The 19,759-nt window shown below is 65.7% G+C and carries 20 protein-coding genes; 12 read left to right on the top strand and 8 right to left on the bottom strand.

The genetic code is table 11. The features are described 5' to 3' along the window. Positions 1 to 70: 70 nt before the first annotated feature. Together ACFVJ3_RS09875 and ACFVJ3_RS09870 are read left to right on the top strand one after the other, a co-directional pair. Positions 71 to 766, top strand: coding sequence for a TetR/AcrR family transcriptional regulator (locus ACFVJ3_RS09875; RefSeq protein WP_210752718.1), 696 nt, complete (start codon positions 71 to 73; stop codon positions 764 to 766). A 48-nt stretch (positions 767 to 814) separates the two neighbouring features. Continuing rightward, the gene (locus ACFVJ3_RS09870) at positions 815 to 1,120 is read left to right on the top strand and encodes a DUF4873 domain-containing protein (RefSeq protein WP_378451890.1); all 306 of its coding nucleotides are present in this window, start codon (positions 815 to 817) and stop codon (positions 1,118 to 1,120) included. Here the strand turns inward: ACFVJ3_RS09870 and ACFVJ3_RS09865 are convergent. Continuing rightward, positions 1,107 to 2,582: a flavin-containing monooxygenase gene (locus ACFVJ3_RS09865; protein WP_378451889.1), complete on the bottom strand. Its 1,476-nt coding sequence runs from the start codon at positions 2,580 to 2,582 to the stop codon at positions 1,107 to 1,109. The genes ACFVJ3_RS09870 and ACFVJ3_RS09865 overlap by 14 nt on opposite strands. 35 nt (positions 2,583 to 2,617) lie before the next feature. On the opposite strand from ACFVJ3_RS09865, the gene ACFVJ3_RS09860 reads away from it, so the two are divergent. Next, positions 2,618 to 3,478, top strand: a complete 861-nt coding sequence (locus ACFVJ3_RS09860; protein WP_378451888.1) for a polyphosphate kinase 2 family protein — start codon at positions 2,618 to 2,620, stop codon at positions 3,476 to 3,478. A gap of 21 nt (positions 3,479 to 3,499) precedes the next feature. On the opposite strand, the gene ACFVJ3_RS09855 is transcribed toward ACFVJ3_RS09860, so the two are convergent. Further along, positions 3,500 to 3,730: a hypothetical protein gene (locus ACFVJ3_RS09855; RefSeq protein ID WP_378451887.1), complete on the bottom strand. Its 231-nt coding sequence runs from the start codon at positions 3,728 to 3,730 to the stop codon at positions 3,500 to 3,502. A gap of 96 nt (positions 3,731 to 3,826) precedes the next feature. Here ACFVJ3_RS09855 and ACFVJ3_RS09850 point away from each other — a divergent pair, with 96 nt between their 5' ends. From ACFVJ3_RS09850 to ACFVJ3_RS09840, 3 genes are all read left to right on the top strand, one after another. Then, a complete protein-coding gene (locus tag ACFVJ3_RS09850; RefSeq protein WP_378451886.1) occupies positions 3,827 to 4,384 on the top strand; it encodes a DUF2231 domain-containing protein in 558 nt (185 codons plus the stop codon). Positions 4,385 to 4,400: 16 nt separating this feature from the next. Continuing rightward, entirely contained in the window at positions 4,401 to 4,556 is a 156-nt protein-coding gene (locus ACFVJ3_RS09845) for a DUF6131 family protein (RefSeq protein WP_005251863.1), read from the top strand. A 186-nt stretch (positions 4,557 to 4,742) separates the two neighbouring features. Continuing rightward, positions 4,743 to 5,945 carry a glycosyltransferase gene (locus ACFVJ3_RS09840; protein WP_378451885.1) on the top strand — a complete coding sequence of 401 codons (1,203 nt, stop codon included), beginning with the start codon at positions 4,743 to 4,745 and terminating at the stop codon, positions 5,943 to 5,945. Between the two features lie 22 nt (positions 5,946 to 5,967). Here ACFVJ3_RS09840 and ACFVJ3_RS09835 read toward each other — a convergent pair whose 3' ends face one another. Together ACFVJ3_RS09835 and ACFVJ3_RS09830 are read right to left on the bottom strand one after the other, a co-directional pair. Continuing rightward, positions 5,968 to 6,276 (bottom strand): STAS domain-containing protein, encoded by a 309-nt coding sequence (locus ACFVJ3_RS09835; protein ID WP_005251861.1) that lies wholly within the window; start codon positions 6,274 to 6,276, stop codon positions 5,968 to 5,970. 358 nt (positions 6,277 to 6,634) lie between these two features. Further along, on the bottom strand, positions 6,635 to 7,399 hold the full coding sequence (locus ACFVJ3_RS09830) for a GAF and ANTAR domain-containing protein (RefSeq protein ID WP_378451884.1): 765 nt from the start codon (positions 7,397 to 7,399) through the stop codon (positions 6,635 to 6,637). 221 nt (positions 7,400 to 7,620) lie between these two features. Between ACFVJ3_RS09830 and ACFVJ3_RS09825 the strand changes: the two genes are divergently transcribed. Next, the gene (locus tag ACFVJ3_RS09825) at positions 7,621 to 8,055 is read left to right on the top strand and encodes an ATP-binding protein (protein ID WP_378451883.1); all 435 of its coding nucleotides are present in this window, start codon (positions 7,621 to 7,623) and stop codon (positions 8,053 to 8,055) included. Next, positions 8,052 to 8,849: an RNA polymerase sigma factor SigF gene (locus tag ACFVJ3_RS09820; RefSeq protein ID WP_378451882.1), complete on the top strand. Its 798-nt coding sequence runs from the start codon at positions 8,052 to 8,054 to the stop codon at positions 8,847 to 8,849. Before ACFVJ3_RS09825 ends, ACFVJ3_RS09820 begins: the two co-directional genes overlap by 4 nt. A 3-nt stretch (positions 8,850 to 8,852) precedes the next feature. Here ACFVJ3_RS09820 and ACFVJ3_RS09815 read toward each other — a convergent pair whose 3' ends face one another. The 4 genes from ACFVJ3_RS09815 to aceA all read right to left on the bottom strand — a co-directional run bounded on the left by ACFVJ3_RS09815 (position 8,853) and on the right by aceA (position 14,699). After that, a complete protein-coding gene (locus ACFVJ3_RS09815; RefSeq protein ID WP_378451881.1) occupies positions 8,853 to 9,893 on the bottom strand; it encodes an NAD(P)-dependent alcohol dehydrogenase in 1,041 nt (346 codons plus the stop codon). Positions 9,894 to 9,975: 82 nt separating this feature from the next. After that, positions 9,976 to 12,270 (bottom strand): 5-methyltetrahydropteroyltriglutamate--homocysteine S-methyltransferase, encoded by a 2,295-nt coding sequence (gene metE, locus ACFVJ3_RS09810; RefSeq protein WP_378451880.1) that lies wholly within the window; start codon positions 12,268 to 12,270, stop codon positions 9,976 to 9,978. A gap of 123 nt (positions 12,271 to 12,393) precedes the next feature. Next, positions 12,394 to 13,290 carry a 3-hydroxybutyryl-CoA dehydrogenase gene (locus tag ACFVJ3_RS09805; protein ID WP_378451879.1) on the bottom strand — a complete coding sequence of 299 codons (897 nt, stop codon included), beginning with the start codon at positions 13,288 to 13,290 and terminating at the stop codon, positions 12,394 to 12,396. Positions 13,291 to 13,409: 119 nt separating this feature from the next. Beyond that, complete coding sequence (aceA, locus tag ACFVJ3_RS09800) at positions 13,410 to 14,699, bottom strand: isocitrate lyase (protein WP_378451878.1); 1,290 nt, start codon at positions 14,697 to 14,699, stop codon at positions 13,410 to 13,412. A 331-nt stretch (positions 14,700 to 15,030) separates the two neighbouring features. Between aceA and ACFVJ3_RS09795 the strand changes: the two genes are divergently transcribed. The 4 genes from ACFVJ3_RS09795 to urtA all read left to right on the top strand — a co-directional run bounded on the left by ACFVJ3_RS09795 (position 15,031) and on the right by urtA (position 19,738). Next, entirely contained in the window at positions 15,031 to 15,390 is a 360-nt protein-coding gene (locus tag ACFVJ3_RS09795) for an FmdB family zinc ribbon protein (RefSeq protein WP_378451877.1), read from the top strand. A gap of 21 nt (positions 15,391 to 15,411) precedes the next feature. Further along, positions 15,412 to 16,671 carry a formamidase gene (gene fmdA / locus ACFVJ3_RS09790; RefSeq protein WP_378451876.1) on the top strand — a complete coding sequence of 420 codons (1,260 nt, stop codon included), beginning with the start codon at positions 15,412 to 15,414 and terminating at the stop codon, positions 16,669 to 16,671. Positions 16,672 to 16,809: 138 nt separating this feature from the next. Beyond that, positions 16,810 to 18,222, top strand: a complete 1,413-nt coding sequence (ramB, locus tag ACFVJ3_RS09785; protein ID WP_378451875.1) for an acetate metabolism transcriptional regulator RamB — start codon at positions 16,810 to 16,812, stop codon at positions 18,220 to 18,222. Between the two features lie 262 nt (positions 18,223 to 18,484). After that, on the top strand, positions 18,485 to 19,738 hold the full coding sequence (gene urtA, locus ACFVJ3_RS09780; RefSeq protein WP_378451874.1) for an urea ABC transporter substrate-binding protein: 1,254 nt from the start codon (positions 18,485 to 18,487) through the stop codon (positions 19,736 to 19,738). The last annotated feature ends 21 nt before the right edge of the window (positions 19,739 to 19,759 follow it).

The following is a 19,759-nucleotide window of genomic DNA, read 5'->3' as shown; positions in this document are numbered from 1 at the left end:
CACGAAACGGATGTGAAGAGAGTCAGTGGCGAACGACGGCGTGAAGGATCCCGAGCAGGTGACCGAGTCGATGACGAAGCTGGACAAGGCAGCAAAGCCCGATGGGCGCAAGCGCCGCTGGCGTGAGCACAAAATCGCACGCCGAGAAGAACTCGTCGACGGCACGATCGCCGCCATCCGCCTGCGCGGACGGGACATCGGCATGGACGAGATCGCATCCGAGATCGGTGTCTCCAAGACCGTGCTGTACCGCTATTTCGCGGACAAGAGCGATCTGACGAACGCGACCATGGCGCGTTACGTGGAAACCACGCTCGCCCCGCGGATCTACGAGGCCATCGGCGGAGACCTCGACGACTTCGAGCTGACCCGCGCCACCATCACGGCGTACGTCGAGACGGTGGCGTCGGATCCCGACGTCTACCTGTACATCATGGCCAACGGCTCCGGCCCCGGCCGCGAGACGGTCGCCGATTCGGAACGGATGATCGCGGAGGTGCTCTCCACCGTTCTCGGCGAGCGGCTGCGGCAGATGGAGATGGACTCCGGCGGAGCCGTCCCCTGGGCGTACGGAATCGTCGGCGGTGTGCAGTTGGCAACGCACTGGTGGATCTCCAACCGGTCCATGTCGGTCGAGGATCTGATCAACTACCTCACGATGATGACCTGGGGCGGCGTCACCGGCATCGCTGCCGTCAACGGCTCGCCCGCGCGATTCAATGCGATCCCGCACCCGCTGCTGCCGCCTGCGGCCGAGGCCGACTAAGGCCGATCCATTCTTGTGTAACTAGAAGTTACAGGTAAACTTGCCCGTGTGAACGAACACGAGGAAGAAGAGGGCTACCGCGGCCCCGCCGACATCGTCGTCGGCGACCGTCCCGCCGTGACCGTGCAGGTCCAGCTGGCGGGAAACTTCGAACCCATCAGCGGTCGGTACGTCTGGCACGGCCGCGTCCGCACCCTGACGGACGCCCTCGGTGCAGATGCAGACCTGTCCGCCGGCACCGAACTACAGATCACCAGCCCGGAAGGCACGGCCACCGCGCGGATCACCGGAGTGGACCTCTGGGGAAGCCATCTCGTCGACGGAGTGACGCCCCCGCCGTTCAGCCGGGCGTGAACTCGAAGTCCGCGGGATCGACCGACCGCGTCTGCCGCCAGTAGCGCACGGTCGAACCCGGCCAGATCGTGCGATTGACGCCATGCGAGTCCAGGTACCAGCTCACGCACCCGCCGCTGGACCACACCCCTTTCGCCAATTTCTGTTGGATGTCGGTGTTGAAGCTGCTTTGCACCGTCGGCCGGACCACCGCGGAATCGGCGCCGCGCCGGTCGACGAGATCCATCAGCCGCAGGACGTAACGAATCTGCGACTCGATCATGAACACCACCGAATTGTGACCGAGGCCGGTGTTGGGGCCGAGGAGGAAGAACGCGTTGGGGTAACCCGCGACGGTGATACCGAGGTGGGTACGAATTCCGTGCTCCTTCCATTCCTCGGCGAGGTGCCTCCCGTCGACTCCCGTCAGGTCGACACTCTCGAAACCGTCGGTGACGTGGAATCCGGTGCCGTAGATGATCGCGTCGACCTCCCGTTCCGTCCCGTCTCCCGCGACGATGCTGTGCGGACGGACCTCCGCAATACCCTCCGTGATCACTTCCGACTTCCGTGAGATCAGCGCCGGGTAATAGTCGCCCGACCCGAGGATTCTCTTGCAGCCGATGCTGTAGGACGGGGTCAGCTTGCGGCGGAGTACCGGATCGGTGACGGTCTTGTTCAGGTTCTTCCGCGCCAGCTTCTCGATCGGCCGCATCAGGCGGGGATGCCCGTTGAACCCGAGCGCCAACGACTCGTGCAACCAGTAGACGACGGCACGCAACATCCGGCGCGTGAGCGGAACCCGGCCGAACAGTCGCCGCGCCTTCGGCGGAATACCGACGTTCAGACGGGGTATCACCCACGGCGGCGTCCGCTGATACAACTGCAACTCCGCGACGTCGCCCACGATTTCGGGAACGAACTGGACGGCACTGGCCCCCGTGCCGATCACCGCGACCTTCTTGCCCCGCAAGTCGTAGTCGTGGTTCCACTGCGCCGAGTGGAACGCCGTGCCCGCGAACGTGTCGGCGCCGGGCAGATCGGGGACATTCGGGATATGGAGGGCGCCGATCCCGGAGACGACGAACTGGGCGACGTACTCGTCTCCCGACTCGGTGTCGATGTGCCACCGTTGACGTTCGGCGTCCCAGTACCCACCCGTCATCGTGCGGCCGAAATGGATGTTGCGCCGCAGGTCGTACTTGTCGGCCAGGCCGTGCAGATAGTCGAAGATCTCCTCCTGCCCCGACCACATCTGCGTCCAGTCCGAGTTCGGCTCGAACGAGAACGAATACAGATGCGAGGGCACGTCGCACGCGCAGCCCGGGTACGTGTTCTCCCGCCAGGTGCCGCCGACCTCCCGCGCCTTCTCCAGCAGGATGAAGTCGTCGCGGCCTCGCTTGCGGAGTTGGATGGCCGTGCCCAGACCGGAAAAGCCCGTCCCGATCACCAGGACACGGCAACGATGCACCTCGCCGCCCATTCCTCCATATAACGCCCCTGTGGCACTGTTTGCACATGGCAGACAACGCACGCGGATTCTGGACGACGCCGGCAATCGAGGCCCTGCGGTTTCGTCCGGGTCAGCGCATCGCCGAACTCGATTGCGGAGGCACACCCGGATTCGCCGGTGACAAGGCGGACGGGCAGCGGCTGTTCGAGGAACGCGGGACGGTGCTGTCCTCCCTCCAGGAGAAGCTCTACGCCAACGGTCGATCCGGGGATCGCCGGTCGGTGCTCCTCGTGCTCCAGGGCATGGACACCGCGGGTAAAGGTGGGATGGTCCGCCACGTCATCGGGCACGTGGATCCGCAGGGCGTGGATCACGCGTCGTTCGGCGTGCCCACTCCCGAGGAGAAGCGCCACCACTTCCTGTGGCGGATCAACAAGGCCCTGCCCCGCGGCGGGCAACTCGGTGTGTTCGACCGGTCGCACTACGAGGACGTACTGGTGGTCCGGGTTCACGATCTCGTGCCCCAGGAAATCTGGAGCGGCCGCTACGACGAGATCAACCAATTCGAGAAGGAGCTCGTCGCCGGCGGCACGACGCTGGTGAAGGTCGCGATGTTCGTATCCCTCGACGAACAGAAGTCGCGGCTGCTCGAACGGCTGGAACGCCGGGACAAGTACTGGAAGTACAACCCCTCGGACGTCGACGGGCGCACGCTGTGGCCCGCGTACCAGGACGCGTATCAGGCGATGCTCGACGAGACGTCGACCGATTACGCGCCGTGGTATGTGGTTCCGTGCGACCGCAAGTGGTACAGCCGGATCGCGGTCACCGAGCTGCTGATCGACGCCCTGGAGAAGCTCGACCTCGACTGGCCGCCCGCCAATTTCGACATCGAAGCGGAGAAGCGGAGACTCGCGGAATCCTGAGGCCGCCCGGAAATGCCGCCGTCAGAAGAGGTGCGGCGATTCGTGGTGCAACCTGTGATCGTGACGCACGGTTCCGCCGTACAGCGCCATCGCTCCGGCCAGCGCGACGACGCACAGAGATCCGGAGATCACCGCCCAGCCGCCCTGCCCCGAGCCTGCGGCGACGAGGAACCCGCCGAGACAGACCACCGACAACAGCACGAGAGCGAAGCTGACCCAAGCAGCGAAGAGATTGAGTTTCACGGCACTCACCTCACCTTCGAGAACGTGGTCCCGACGCTACGCCCGACCTGCATCGACGACAAGGTAGGCCGGTTTTCTTCGCGCCGCCCTGGGTAATCGGACATCATGAACCTCGAGAGCCTGTTCCGGAAGGCGGAGTCCGCCGGGTTCCTCGACGGCGGCAGCCGGTTCCTGCAACAGAGGATCCAGGGGGCGCTCGGTTCGTCCGACGCGGGCGCGGTGTTACGCGGATCCTGGCTCGGGCACCCCGTGCATCCCGTTCTCGTCAGCCTCCCCATCGGGGCGTGGGTCGGCGCGACCGTCTTCGATCTGGCATTCCGCGATCACGTCGGCGCACGCAGGCTGATCGGCCTGGGACTGCTCGCCACTCCCCCGACGTTGGTGACCGGCTGGGCGGACTGGTCCGAACGCGATACGCGTCAGCGCCGCGTCGGCCTGATCCACGCCGAGGCCAACGCCATCGGCATCACGGCCATGCTCGCGTCCTACCTTCGCCGCAGACACGGAACGGACGCACGCGCAGTCGCCACGAGCACCGCGGGACTACTCGCGATCGGCATCGGCGGCGCGCTCGGCGGGCATCTGACCTACGCAATGGGCGCAGGAGTCGACGGGGTGCGGGAGGGTCCGGGATCGGACTCTCTCGTCACCCCGGTGGGATGAAGAATCGAGGAACGTCATGATCGTGCTCGGACTGATCTTGCTCCTGATCGGATGGCTCACCGGCCTCACCTGGCTGTGGACCATCGGCATCATCCTCCTGGTGATCGGCGCGATCCTGTGGATTCTCGGCGCCACCGGGCGTGCGGTCGGCGGCAGGCGGCGCTGGTACTAGAACGCAACACCGGCCGGCCCATGCGACCTGTCCTGTGACAGAGTGCTAGCCGGTCGGTTTACAAACCCGAAGTTCGGGAATCCCCGTGGCATGACGGCCATTCATCGCGAACCGAGATCTCCCGTGTGCGGCGGGCAGCCGATGAGAACTGCAGCCGTCGGCACCTCGAGACGATTGAGGATTTCGATGGTCTCGGCCAACGCCAGCCCTCTCGACGTCTCGGACGGCGCCGACGTCGGGGGGCAGAGTATTCACCTCGCCGAACTGTCGGCCGCACTCACGCGAGAGGGGCACGACGTCACCGTCTACACCCGGGCGGACAGCGAGGACGCCCCGGAACGGGTCACGACCCCCGGCGGGCATACCGTGGTGCACGTCCCGGTCGGGCCCGCGCGGCGGATGTCCGAGGCCGAGATCCTGCCGCTGATGGGGGCATTCGGCAGCTTCCTGAAGACCGAATGGGAAGCCGAGCGGCCCGACATCGTCCACGCCCACTACTGGATGTCCGGGATCGCGACGCAACTCGCCGCCCGCACGCTCGGCATTCCGGTGGTCCAGACATTCCATGCGCTCGGGGTGGTCGAGCAGCGTTTCGAGCGCGCGGATTCGTCGAGCACCCACAACCGAATTCACTTGGAACAGTTGATCGCCCGCGGAGCCACCCGGGTCGTGGCGACGTGCACCGACGAGGTGTTCGAACTCTCCCACCTCGGCCTGCCGCGCTCGCGAACGTCCGTGGTTCCGTCCGGCGTCGACGTCGCCGAGTTCACGCCCGACGGCCGCGCCGACGAGAAGGGCAAACGCCATCGCCTCGTCATGGTCGGCCGGCTGGCGCCGAGCAAGGGCTTCGACACCGCCATCGAGGCGCTCACCCACTTTCCCGACACCGAACTCGTCATCGCGGGCGGGCCGGCCGCCGACGACGTCGCCGACGACCCCGAAGCGTCGCGACTGCTGACACTGGCCCGTGAGGCGAAGGTGCGCAACCGGGTACGGATCGTCGGGCGCGTGCCGAGAAACGCCATGCCCTCGCTGCTGCGCTCGGCGGATGCCGTCGTGTGCACCCCGTGGTACGAGCCGTTCGGCATGGTTCCGCTCGAGGCGATGGCCTGCGGTACCCCGGTGGTGGCGTCCGCCGTCGGCGGTATGCGGGACACGGTGGTCGACGGCATCACCGGACGCCTCATCTCACCGCGCAACCCGGTCCGCCTGGCCGAGGCCCTGCGACAGATCTTCGACGACGACGCCCTGCGCACGGGATACGGCATGGCGGGCTGCGATCGCGCCCGCGCCCGCTACTCGTGGGACCGTGTCGCCACCGACACCCTCCGCGCCTACGGCCGCTGCGTGTCGGCTCCTCCGCGCACGAGTCGAACCGGCGCCCACTGACTTCGGGCGCCGGTTCGGACGGTCAGGCCGTTCGGCCGTGCCAGGCCCCGAGGGCACTGTCCACGGAAGCGAAGCACGGGTAGCTCGACTCCTGGCCCGCGGCCCTGAGCAGCCGATATACCGGCCGGCCGCAGATCATCGCCCACGTCCGCCCGTCCCGGACGTTCGTCGCGTGGACGGTGTCGAGCACCGACAAACCCGCTGTTCCGATGAAATCCACCTTCGACATGTCGAGGATGAACTGCCCCTCGGGCGAGATCCGTGTGCACACGTAGTCGCGGAACCCCGGTGCACTGAACAGGTCGATCTCGCCTCGCACCCCTACCAACATCACCCCGGAACCTAGACGCTCGGAAGTGAATTCCGCGCTTGCACAGCGTGTCGGAGCGGAACCGACTGCCGAGAGCGTTACCCTCGGCTTGTACGTGGTACCGAACTCCGTGCCCGAACACGCCATTTCAGGTTCTGGGACCCCTGGACCAACAGACATGGCTCACCCCATCTCGAACATTGAGTGGGGAAGCGGAGCACCTGCAGACAGACCCGACCTCGGACACATGACACTGTCTGCTACGGCAGCGCTTCCCGACATCGGCTGTGTGTTCAACCTCGGTTCGAGACTACTCCCGCCTGTGATGTGTCACAAGGAAATAACAGATACTCGGGCTCTCATTTGCCCTGGTGGGCGATTACAAACCGTTATGCACGGTTGTACGGGCCGAAACAGCCGCGACGACACGTTCTGCGACCACACGCAGCTTGACGTTTTCCCGCTGCGAACGCGTGACGAGGACGTCGAACGCGGTCTCGGCGTCGAGACCCCGCAACGCCATCACGATTCCCTTCGCCTGGTCGATGACGGAGCGGGACCGGAGGGCGATACGAAGCTGCTCGATCAGATTTCTCGCCTCGCTGTACCGCCGCGCGTTGCGCACCGCGACCGCTGCCGCCTCGACGTACAACTCGAGCACCGACGCGTCCATCTGGTGAAAGGCGTGCGGCAACAGTCCGTACAGATTCAGCGCGGCTGACTGCTCGGCGACGGGCAGGGGTACGGACAGGTAGCTGTGGACGCCGGCCGGTTCGGAACTCGCGGCGTACGCCGGCCACCTCTCGTGCGCGGCGACGCGGTCGGCCCGCACGGTCTCGCGGGAGCGCACGGCGTCGAGCGCAGGACCCTCGCCGAAGCGGTACTGCAACTCCTCGAGTGCTTCGAGCTCGTCCGACGTCGCGGCCACCGTGACGGGACCCGTCGCCCGGAGAACAGTGATCCCGGCCATCGCCGCACCGGGGAACGCCTGGACTACCCGCCGGCACAGCGTGAGCAGCACGGCGTCGGTCTCGCCCTCGGGCTCGAGCAACCCGAGCACGGAGTCGAGCGACGCGGTGACCGCGTCGGCCTGCACAGTCTCGACATCACTCGTCAACGTGTGCAGGTGAATCTCGTCAGGCATCCCACTCGTCTCCCGTGACCACCATGACCCTGCCGAGGGCCTCAGGAACGCTGATCGTGCCGCCCACATTACTCGGGCAAACGTACTGATCGGACTGGTTTGATCGGTCCTGTTCTGCGGTATTCCACCTGCGGTGTCGCCGGATCGCTACCCTGACTTCTCAGCAGCGCGAGCCGACCCACCGCCCGCCGACAGCACGGTACGCCCGACCCGGAGGTCTCATGGCCATCGCCAAGACAATCGAACCCGACCAGGATCACACACATCCCGTCGTCGAACTGCGCGTGCGAGCAACGCCCGATCAGCTCTCCGTACTGCGCGCCCTGGCAGCAACCGTTGCCATCCACGAAGATTTCGACCTCGACTCCATCGCCGACATCAAACTGGCCATGGACGAGATCTGTACCCAGCTGATCGTCCGCGCGACACCGGACGCGGTCCTGGTGTGCCGGCTGCAATATCTCGACAACACCCTGCGAGTCGACGTATCGAGCACTACCACCTCGGTCGACTCCCTCGGCGAGCGTTCGTTCGCCTGGCACGTACTCAACGCTCTCACCGATTCGGTCGATCTGAAACAGGAGCCCGACCCCGCCACCGCGGGATTCGTGACCACCATGGAATTCACCAAGGTGAAGAACGGCCTGAGTCTGTGACGTCCCATACTCACAGTGGGGGGCACACGGCCCGTTGGCCGGACGAGTATCAGGACGTCACAGCACTGTTCGAACAGATGGCAGCCCTCGACGAGGACGATCCCCGGCGCAGCAGAGTGCGCGACGCCGTCGTGACGCGCTGTCTTCCACTCGCCGAGCACATCGCACGCCGTTTCGACGGCCGTGGCGAGGCGCACGACGATCTGGTTCAAGTCGCGCGCCTCGGGCTGGTCAACTCGGTCGACCGGTTCGACGTCGAGCGGGGATCCGACTTCGTGTCGTTCGCCGTCCCCACCATCATGGGCGAGGTACGCCGGCACTTCCGCGACACCGGGTGGGCCGTGCGGGTACCCCGCCGGATGAAGGAACTGCACCTTGCGCTCAGCCAGGCCGTCGCCGAACTGTCCCAGAGCCTCGGCCACGCCCCCACCGTCAGCGAACTCGCCGAACACCTGGACCTCGAACAGGAGGAGGTGGCGCAGGGGCTCCTCGCCGGCAACGCGTACCAGACCGTTTCCGTCGACAACACGTCGTCGGACCGGACCGGCGAGCTGTCCATGGTGGAGACACTCGGCGACTACGACGCCGCGATGGACGACGTCGAGAACCACGAAACCCTGCGCCCCCTGCTCCAATCGCTCCCTGAACGCGAGCGGACCGTCCTCATGCTGCGGTTCTTCGGCAACATGACACAGACCCAGATCGCCGACCGAGTCGGTATCTCGCAGATGCACGTGTCCCGGCTGCTGGCGAAGACACTGGCGTCACTGCGAGATCAACTCGGTGACGCGTAGGGGTCAGATCGTTGCCGTGTCGATCACGAATCGGTACCGCACGTCGCTCCCGACCACGCGGTCGTACGCGCCGTCGATCTCGTCCGCGGAAATCACCTCGATCTCGGCACCGATACCGTGCTCGGCGCAGAAATGCAGCATCTCCTGCGTCTGAGCGATGCCACCCACCATCGAACCGGCCAGGCTGCGACGGTTGGCTGCGAGACTGAACGCGCGCACCTCGATCGGCTTCTCCGGCAACCCCAGTTCGACCAGGGTTCCGTTGATCGCAAGCATCGACATGTACGCGTCGATGTCGAGATTCACCGAGACAGTGTTGACGATGAGGTCGAATTCTCTGCGCAACTGCGTGAACGTGGTCGGATCCGAGGTGGCGTAGTAGTGGTCGGCACCGAATTTCAGGCCGTCGTCCTTCTTGCCGAGGGACTGGCTGAGCACGGTGACCTCGGCTCCCATCGCATGCGCGATCTTCACGCCGACGTGTCCGAGGCCGCCCATCCCGATGACGGCGACCTTCTTGCCCGGTCCGGCTCCCCAGTGTGCGAGAGGTGAGTACAGCGTGATCCCTGCGCAGAGCAGCGGCGCCGCGACGTCCAGTTCCAGGCCGTCGGGGATGGACAGGACGAATCGTTCCGTCACGACGATGTGCGTCGAGTAGCCGCCCTGTGTCCACTCGCCGTCGCGCCCCTGGGCGTTGTACGTGCCGGTCACACGGTTGACGCAGTACTGCTCCTCGTCGGCCCGGCAGGCGTCGCATTCGCCGCAGGAGTCGACGAAGCAGCCGACACCCACCCGGTCGCCGACCTGGTGATTCGTGACGCCGGAGCCGACCGCGCTCACCACGCCCGCGATCTCGTGACCGGGCACGACCGGATAGTGCGTGCTGCCCCACTCGTTGCGGGCGGTATGAATGTCGGAGTGGCAGATGCCGGCGAACTTGATCTCGATGAGCACGTCGAGCGGTCCGAGCTCGCGGCGTTCGATAGTGGTCTTCTCGAAGGAGCCTTCGCTGGACGTGACTGCGTATGCGGCTGCGGTAACCATGCTTACATGCCTACATGTTTGCACGACCGAACGCACGTTCGGGGCCGCCGCTGACGCGGTGACCCCGAACACGCCCGAGGATTCAGTCCTCGAATTCTTCCTTCTCGGCCCGTCGGCGCAGACGCTTCGCGGCCGCCACCATGTTGCGCAGCGAAGGCTCGAGCTGCCAGTAGTGCCGTGTCTTCAGGCCACCGTCCGGGTTGGCCCACAACCGTTCGAGGGAGACCGACTCGCTCGCCTCCGTGAGCAGTTCGTCCAACTCGTCGATGTCCGGAATCCGGGCCGACCGGCTCTCGTACACACCCGGACCGACACCGTGGGTGAGCGCGCGCTCCTTGATGGCATCGAGCACCCAGGTGATGGAGCGCGTCGCCACGATCGCCGTCACGTCCGCATCGAGCCGTTCGATGGCGTCGACCACCGACGCCCGGCTCGTGTACGTGAGATGCGTGTGGATCTGCGTCTCCGGCTTCGCCCCGCCCGTCGCGAGACGGAAGGCGTCGACCGCCCACTCCAGATACGCCTCGCGGCCGTTCTCGCGCAACGGCAGCAGTTCCCGGATCGCCGGTTCGTCGACCTGGATGATCGCGATACCCGCCGCCTCGAGGTCGGCGATCTCGTCACGGATCACCAGCGCCAACTGGTCGGCCGTCTCGTACAGCGGCTGATCCTGGCGGACGAACGACCGCGCGATCATTGTCACCGGACCCGTGAGCATTCCCTTGACCGGCTTGTCCGTCAGCGACTGCGCGTACGCGATCCACTCGACGGTCATCGGCTTCGGCCGCGACACGTCCCCGTAGAGGATCGGCGGACGTGTACACCGCGAGCCGTAAGCCTGCACCCAGCCGTTGTGGGTGAAGGCATACCCCTCGAGAAGCTCCGCGAAGTACTGCACCATGTCGTTGCGCTCGTGCTCACCGTGCACGAAGACGTCGAGACCGATGTCTTCCTGCAACCGGATCGTGCTTTCGATCTCGGCCTGGATCCGCTTGTAATACTCCTTCCACTCGAGGCGTCCCTCACCCAGCTCGTACCGGGCCTGCCGGATCGCGCCCGTCTGCGGGAACGAGCCCAGCGTCGTCGCCGGAACCAGCGGCAGGTTCAGTCGCTCCTGCTGGGCGACCCGCCGCTCCTCGTACGGAACCCGGATACGGTCGCCCGGCTTGATCGCGTTGACCCGTGCGCGCACCGCGTGCTTGAGCTTGAAGTGCACCGACGTGGGACGCTTGCGCCACTTGTCGGACGGACCCTCGGTGAGCGCCTTGGCCAGCGAGACCACCTCGCCGACCTTCTGCTTCGCGAACGCGAGCCGGTCCGCCACATCACCCGGGATGTCGTACTCGGACAGCACGTCGTACGGCACGTGCAGCAACGACGTCGACGTCGACACCACGAGATCCGGCACGACGTCCTTCAGCGTGTTCAGATACGTCAGCGTGTTGTACCGGTCGACGCGCCACACGTTGCGGCCGTCGACGACACCGGCGTAGATGCGCTTGCGCTTGATGCCCGGGATCTTCATCAGCTCGTCGGCGCTCAGCCGGTGACTGACGAGGTCGAGCCCGAGGGCCTCCACCTTGGTGGAGGCGAGGACGGCGAGAGCCTCCCCGAGATGCCCGTACGGACCGGTGACGAGGATGCGGGGACGCAGCGGTGCGTGCGACAGCTTCTCGTACGCCCGAGCCAACGCGGCCAGTTCTTCCGGTGTGCGGTCCTCGGTGAACGACGGCTCGTCCAGCTGGACGCACGTGGCGCCGGCCTTCGCGAGCTGCTCGAACAGCCGCTCGTACTCCGGCAGCACCTTGTCCAGCAGGTCGAGGGTCGAGAAACCGTACCGCTTCGACGTCGGACCGACCTTCGACAGCAGGAGCAGTGACACCGGGCCGAGGACCACGGGACGCAGTTCGATCCCGCGCGCCTTCGCCCGCTCGAACTCATCCATCACGGTCTCGGACCGCAGGGAGAACTCGGAATTTTCGTCCAGTTCGGGCTGACGGTAGTGGTAGTTGGTGCCGAAGAACCGCACCAGCTCGAGCGGCGGGAAGTCCGGCCGGCCACGCGCCAGGGTGAAATAGAAGTCCAGCGGATCGAGCTCGTTCTCGAGTGGCTTGAACCGCTCCGGCACGGCACCGAACAGCAGCGCGTTGTCGAGTACGTGGTCGTAGTAGGAGAACGTGTTGCCCGGGACCTGGGTCAGACCGGTCGCGGCGAGCTCACTCCACGTCTCCTCCTGGAGGTCCCGGGCGACGGCGACGAGTTCTTCCTTCGTGCTCGTGCCGTGCCAGTAGGACTCGAGGGCACGCTTGAGTTCGCGGCGAGGTCCGATGCGGGGATACCCCAGGATGCTGGATCCGTATGCTGCGGTGCTGGACATGCGGTCGACCTTTCTGGGCTCAGTCCAGTGGCTGAGAATGCCTCTGGGCTCGATGCACCTGTGCGCCTCTCACAACCGCCAGTGGTCGTGAAAGGCGCACAGGTGTAGTCGCCTACCTACCTACTAGCTGGCCTTCTTGCTGGCACGGCCGTTGTCGCCGTACTCGTAGAAGCCCGCGCCGGACTTCTTGCCGACCAACCCGGCCTCGACCATGCGAAGCAGCAGTGGCGGCGCCGAGTACAGGGGCTCCTTGAACTCCTCGTACATGGAGTCGGCGATGGACTTGACCGTGTCCAGGCCCACCAGGTCGGTCAGCGCGAGCGGACCCATCGGGTGTGCGAGACCGAGAACCGTTGCCTTGTCGATGTCTTCCTTCGTCGCGAACCCGGACTCCACCATGCGGATCGCGGAGAGCAGGTACGGCACCAGGAGGGCGTTGACGACGAACCCGGAACGGTCCGCGGAACGGACGACCTGCTTGCCCAGCACGTCGCTCGCGAAGGCCTCGGCCCGCTCGGACACCGACTTGCTCGTCTTGAGCGTGGTCACCAGCTCGACGAGGGGAAGCACCGGAACGGGGTTGAAGAAGTGCATCCCGATGACCCGGTCCGGGGACTTCGTGGCGATGCCCAGCTTCATGATCGGGATCGACGACGTGTTGGACGCCAGCACCGCGTTCGGATCCGTCACGACCTCGTCGAGCTCGGTGAAGATTTCGCTTTTCACCTTCTCGTCCTCGACGACGGCCTCCACGACGAGCTGCCGGTCCGCGAAATCACCGAGATCGGAGGTGAACCGCAGCCGCCAGGCAGCCTGCTCACGTTCACGCTCGGTGATCTTGCCGCTGCTCACTCCGCGGTCGAGCGAACGCAGGATGCGCGAACGCCCCGCCGCCGCAAGCTCGCGGGTCTGCTCGAACACCAGAACGTCGACGTGCGCGCGAGCACACACCTCAGCGATTCCGGCACCCATGATCCCGGCGCCGATCACGCCGACGCGCTGAATCTTTTCGCTGGTCACGTCAGCTCCTTTTCGTCTAGTGGAGTCGTCGCCCGGGGAGGGGCCCTCTTACAGGCCCCTCCCCGGGGTCGGGTTGATCAGGTGAAACCTTGATCGGTCGAAGCCTTGGAGGACAAGGCTCAGTGGAACTGACCCTCTTCGGTGGAGCCCTTCAGAGCAGCCGTCGAGGTGTTGGGGTCGACCGTGGTGGCGATGCGGTCGAAGTAGCCGGCACCGACCTCACGCTGGTGCTTGATGGCGGTGAAGCCACGCTCCTCGGCAGCCTTGAACTCGCGCTCCTGCAGGTCGACGAAGGCGGTCATGCCCTCGCGGGCGTAGCCGTGGGCCAGGTCGAACATGCCGTAGTTGAGCGAGTGGAAGCCGGCGAGGGTGATGAACTGGAACTTGAAGCCCATCGCGCCGAGCTCCTTCTGGAACTTCGCGATGGTCGAGTCGTCCAGGTGCGCCTTCCAGTTGAAGGACGGCGAGCAGTTGTATGCGAGCAGCTGGTCCGGGAACTCGCTGCGAACGGACTCGGCGAACTTCTTGGCGACCTCGAGGTCCGGCACGCCGGTCTCCATCCAGATGAGGTCGGCGTACGGCGCGTACGCCTTGGCGCGAGCGATGCAGGGCTCGATGCCGTTCTTGACACCGAAGAAGCCCTCGGCGGTACGGGTTCCGTCCAGGAACTGCTGGTCGCGCTCGTCGACGTCGGACGTGATGAGGGTCGCGGCCTCGGCATCGGTGCGGGCGATGACCACGGTGGGAACGTCCGCGACGTCGGCCGCGAGGCGAGCCGAGGTCAGGGTGCGGATGTGCTGCTGCGTGGGGATGAGGACCTTGCCACCGAGGTGGCCGCACTTCTTCTCCGAAGCGAGCTGGTCTTCCCAGTGCGAACCGGCGACGCCGGCCGCGATCATGGCCTTCTGCAGCTCGTAGACGTTGAGCGCGCCACCGAAGCCTGCTTCGCCGTCGGCGACGATCGGGGCGAGCCAGTTGTCGACGGAGGTGTCGCCCTCGACCTTGGCGATCTCGTCGGCGCGCAGCAGCGCATTGTTGATGCGGCGCACGACCTGCGGGACCGAGTTGGCCGGGTAGAGGCTCTGGTCGGGGTAGGTGTGTCCGGACAGGTTCGCGTCACCGGCGACCTGCCAGCCGGACAGGTAGATGGCCTTGAGGCCTGCACGGACCTGCTGAACGGCCTGGTTGCCGGTCAGCGCGCCCAGCGAGTTGATGTAGTCCTCGTTGTTCACGAGGTCCCAGAGGATCTCGGAACCACGGCGTGCGAGGGTCTGCTCTTCGACAACGGTGCCCTGGAGCTTGGTGACCTGCTCCGCCGTGTAGTTGCGGGTTACTCCCTTCCAGCGCGGGTTGGTGTCCCAATCCTGCTGGATTTCAGCTGCGGTCTTCGGGGTGCCGGTGGTCGACATCAAGACTCCACTCTCTTCGATCTCTGGTCCGGTACGGATGTACTGCTTCACATCCTTGCCAGGCCCTTCGTATGTACTTACCGAGAATGACACAAGCAAAAAGTGCCGTCTACCTGTTGCTACTGCCAATCTTGGCTAGCTTTTCACAGCGCCTTGCAAAGACTGTTAAGAAAGGTCGGCGCCACACCTGCCCGATCGGAGGGGAAAAATACTCGCCAGTAGCAAAAAGTCGCAGGTGGTGAACCAAATGCACGCAACTCGCCGTACACAGATATTTCCGCCCCTGCGACTCTCGCCTTCCCGGTGCAGCACACCCCTCGACGCGCCCGTTGTGACTGCAATCACCAATCTGGTCGGTTACCGTGACCTCGAATGGTCTCCTCCGGCGAAGGGCACCACGATGCCGCTGTACGAATTCCGATGCGCCGCCGACTGCGGCCCGTTCGAGCGGTCGTTCCCCATGGCCGACGTACCCGGCACCACCCGCTGCCCCCGGTGCGACCGCGACGCCGCCCGGCTCGTGTCCTCCCCGCGCCTCGGCCACGGGTCGTCGTCCGCGATGAACCTCCTCGACAGCACCGAGAGGTCGGCTCACGAACCGGACGTCGTGACCGGTCCGCCACCCCGGACCACGGCCGGGCGTTCACCCTTCACGAGCAATCCCCTGCACCGCCGACTTCCTCGTCCCTGACCGGCCACCGAAGGAGCGCACATGCCCGAACTGCTGTTTCCGCTCGATTCCTCGAAGAAGTTCACCGATCAGGCGATCGTCGGCCACAACCGCTGGCACCCCGACATCCCGGCCGCGGTGACGGTGAAACCGGGCGACTCCTTCCGCGTGCACTGCCGCGAATGGTTCGACGGCGCCATCCACGACGACGACTCCGCCGACGACATCCTGAACGCACCCCTCACCACGGTCCACACACTCTCCGGACCGTTCGCCGTGGACGGCGCAAAGCCCGGCGACCTGCTGATCGTCGACATCCTGGACGTCGGACCCATCCCCCAGGAGGATTCCGGCCCCCTGGCCGGCCAGGGATGGGGGTACACGGGGATCTTCTCCCGCCACAACGGCGGCGGATTCCTCACCGAGCAGTTCCCCGACGCCTACAAGGCCGTCTGGGACTTCTCCGGTCAGACCGCCACGTCGCGGCACGTCCCGCACGTCTCGTTCACCGGCATCGTCCACCCCGGGCTGATGGGCACCGCGCCGTCGGCGGCTCTCCTGTCGACGTGGAACTCGAGGGAGGGCGCGCTCATCGCCACCGACCCCGGCCGGGTTCCCCCACTCGCCCTGCCACCCGAACCGCAGGACGCCGTCCTCGGGTCTCTGTCGGGCGCCGACTTCGACCGCGTCGCCGGCGAGGCCGCCCGCACCGCGCCCCCACGCGAGAACGGCGGCAACCAGGACATCAAGAACCTCACCAAGGGCAGCCGCATCTTCTACCCCGTGTTCGTCGACGGCGCGAACCTGTCCGTCGGCGATCTGCACTTCTCCCAGGGCGACGGAGAGATCACGTTCTGCGGGGCCATCGAGATGGGCGGCTTCATCGACCTGCGCGTCGACATCATCAAGGGCGGCATGGATACGTACGGCGTGTCCGAGAACGCGATCTTCATGCCCGGCAACACGGACCCGCAGTACTCGGAGTGGCTCGCGTTCTCCGGAACGTCCGTCACCCTCGATGGGGAACAGAAGTATCTCGACTCGCACCTGTCGTATCAGCGGGCGTGTCTCCACGCGATCGACTACCTCACCAAGTTCGGGTACAGCCCCGAGCAGGCCTACCTCCTCCTCGGCGCCGCACCGATCGAGGGCAGGCTGTCGGGGGTGGTGGACATCCCGAACTCCTGCTCGACGGTGTACCTGCCGACGGCGATGTTCGACTTCCCCGTCGCACCGTCCGCGTCGGGTCCGTTCCAGATCGACCCGGGCATCGGCGCGCCGCGCTCGGAGAACAAGGCCTGAGCGCGGGGCGAATGTACCTTTCAGCGCCTCCACTGCGCCGAGAGGTACATTCGCCCCGCGGCACCGCATCCCGACCCGCGCAGTAAATCTTGCGAAGGTTCCGTTCGCACATCTGACCTGCACCGGTACCATTGCCGTATGTCCAAGACCTTCGTCGGCACCCGGTTGCGTCAGCTCCGAACCGAGCGTGGACTGAGCCAGGCGGCGCTGGCGAAGACGCTGGAGATCTCCGCCAGCTACCTCAATCAGATCGAGCACGACGTCCGGCCGCTGACGGTGCCGGTGCTGCTGCGGATCAGCGAGGTGTTCGGCGTCGACACCACGTTCTTCTCGTCCCAGGACGACACCCGCCTGATCGCGGAGATGCGCGAGGTGGCTTTGGACCAGGAGATGGGCATCGACGCTGACGCCCAGGAGATCGCCGAGATGGTGGCGTCGCATCCGGGTCTGGCGAAGGCGATGGTCAACATGCACCGCCGCTTCCGCAACACCACCGCGCAGCTGGCTCTCGCCACGGAGGACCGCTACAGCGACGGCAGCGGCAGCGGCTCGATCACGATGCCGCACGAGGAGGTCCGCGACTACTTCTATCAGCGGCAAAACTATCTGCACGAACTCGACACGGCGGCGGAGGAACTGACCGCGCGCATGCGGTTCCACCGCGGCGACGTCGGCGGTGAGATCGCCCGCAGGTTGCAGACCGTGCACGACGTGCAGATCGTCAAGCGCATCGACCTCGGCGAGAACGTCCTGCACCGGTACGACCCCGAGTCCCGGCTGCTGGAGATCTCGCCGCACCTGTCGGGCGGCCAGCAGGTGTTCAAGTTCGCGACCGAACTGGCGTACCTCGAATACGGCGACCTGCTCGACAAGCTGGTGGCGGAGGGCGGCTTCACCAGCGACGAGTCCGTTGCGCTCGCCCGGCTCGGGCTGGCCAACTACTTCGCCGCGGCCACGGTCCTCCCCTACGGCCAGTTCCACGACGTGGCCGAGGACTTCCGATACGACATCGAGCGGCTGTCCGCGTTCTACTCGGTGAGCTACGAGACGATCTGCCACCGCCTCTCGACGCTGCAGCGTCCGAAGCTGCGCGGTGTCCCGTTCATGTTCGTCCGCGTCGATCGGGCCGGGAACATGTCGAAGCGGCAGTCCGCGACCGGGTTCCACTTCTCCACCAGCGGCGGCACGTGCCCGCTGTGGAACGTGTACGAGACGTTCGCGTACCCCGGCAAGATCATGAACCAGATCGCGCAGATGCCGGACGGCCGCCGGTACCTGTGGATCGCCCGGACCGTCGAACGTCGCGCCCAGCGCTACGGTCAGCCGGCCAAGATCTTCGCGATCGGGCTCGGCTGCGAGATCCGGCACGCCCACCGCCTCGTCTACGGCGACGGTCTCGACCTCGACGATTCCAACCCGGGCACCCCCATCGGCGCCGGTTGCCGGGTGTGCGAGCGCGTCAACTGCCCTCAGCGCGCCTTCCCGCCGCTCGGCAAGCAACTCGACATCAGCGAGCACCAGAGTTCGGTCTCCCCGTACCTGATCCGCTGACGCGCCCGATGCCGCATCGGTTCAATCCGACTGAACCGGTGTGACATTGGCCGCAAAGGCACCGGCATCCCGCCAGCCCGTCAGCACTGTGAGCGCTTGTTCACGCAACCGTAATTCGCGTCACGAACACGTCACCGACAGACATTCAGACGCAACAACCGCCACTTAATGTTCGCCCCACGAATACACCTCTGTATACGTGGGGCGGATACATGTCCCGGGTTGCGGAGGTCCCCAAGTCCTCCGACGGAAAGGCCCGTACATGCGCACCTTCTCCAAGCGCGCCCTCGCTGCACCGACCGCGCTCGCCGCCATCGGGCTCGTGCTGACCGGTTGTGGCAGCAAGGCGTCCGACACTGCCGGCGAGTCCACCGCGGCGTCCTGTGTGGACACCTCCGGGGACACGATCAAGGTCGGGTCGCTGAACTCGCTGTCCGGCACGATGGCCATCAGCGAGGTGACCGTCCGGGATTCGATCGCACTCGCGGTCGACGAGATCAACAACTCGGGCGGCGTGCTCGGCAAGAAGATCCAGATCGTCGCGGAGGACGGCGCCTCGGAGCCCACCGTGTTCGCCGAGAAGGCGGAGAAGCTGATCAGCAGTGACTGCGTCGCAGCGGTGTTCGGCGGATGGACGTCGTCGAGCCGCAAGGCGATGCTGCCGGTGTTCGAGGACAACAACTCGCTGCTCTACTACCCCGTGCAGTACGAGGGGCTCGAGGATTCGAAGAACATCTTCTACACCGGCGCTACCACCAACCAGCAGATCGTGCCCGCCCTCGACTACCTGAAGGAAAAGGGCGTCAAGTCGCTGTACCTGGTGGGCAGCGACTACGTGTTCCCGCAGACCGCCAACCGCATCATCAAGGCGTACGCGGAGGCCAACGGCATCGAGATCAAGGGTGAGGACTACACCCCGCTCGGTTCCACCGACTTCTCGACCATCGTCAACAAGGTCCGCTCCGCCGACGCGGACGCCGTCTTCAACACGCTCAACGGCGACTCCAACGTCGCGTTCTTCCGCGAGTACGCGAACGTCGGGCTGAAGCCCGCCGACATGCCCGTCGTGTCGGTGTCGATCGCCGAGGAGGAGGTCGGCGGTATCGGCGTCCAGAACATCGAGGGCCAGCTCACCGCCTGGAACTACTACCAGACCATCGACACGCCGGAGAACAAGACGTTCGTCGACGCGTACAAGGCCCGGTACGGCGCGAACAAGCCGACGTCCGACCCGATGGAGGCCGCCTACACGTCCGTGTACCTGTGGAAGAACACCGTCGAGAAGGCTGACTCCTTCGCCACCAAAGACATCCAGGACAACGCGGACGGTGTCACGTTCGCCGCGCCGGAAGGACTGGTCACCATCGACGGGTCCAACCACCACATCACCAAGACCGCGCGCATCGGTGAGATCCGGAACGACGGTCTGATCTACACGGTCTGGGATTCGGGCACCCCGATTCAGCCGGACCCGTACCTGAAGTCCTACCCGTGGGCCGAGTCGCTGGGTAGCTAGAGCACGGTCCGACGAGCACGA

The sequence above is a fragment of the Rhodococcus sp. NPDC127593 genome (assembly GCF_042671975.1).
In the GTDB taxonomy this organism is placed as follows: domain Bacteria; phylum Actinomycetota; class Actinomycetes; order Mycobacteriales; family Mycobacteriaceae; genus Rhodococcus_F.
This window is presented reverse-complemented; position numbering and strand designations above follow the sequence as displayed.